Below are 276 nucleotides of genomic sequence, written 5' to 3'. Positions count from 1 at the left end.
AGTTTGACCCGGATCTCGACCAGGCTGGAGTTTCCGACCGTATCGATCCAGAAAGGCAGGTTGATCTGATCGCGGATTTCATCGCTCAGAATGCCGTCCAGGATGGAGAAGAAAGGCTTTTCGCGCGGGGCCGGCAACTCGCCACCCGGTTCGATCGAGATGGCGAGGTCGAGCTTCTGCCGTGCGATCTGCGTAATGGCCGAATAGTCGGCGTCCTGTGGATAGGTCTCGATGACCGTTATGATGGCGGCGATGTCACGCGTGGTCGCCATGGAT

1 protein-coding gene is annotated in these 276 nt (G+C 58.3%); it reads right to left on the bottom strand.

What is annotated here, in order from left to right:
* A partial coding sequence (locus tag ACPYOG_RS19455) for a hypothetical protein (RefSeq protein WP_481295772.1) occupies positions 1–276 on the bottom strand: 276 nt, incomplete at both ends.

The organism is Leifsonia sp. HAY1-4F, from assembly GCF_056755275.1.
The sequence above is the reverse complement of the archived record's forward strand: the minus strand, read 5'-3'. Positions and strand labels throughout refer to the sequence as shown.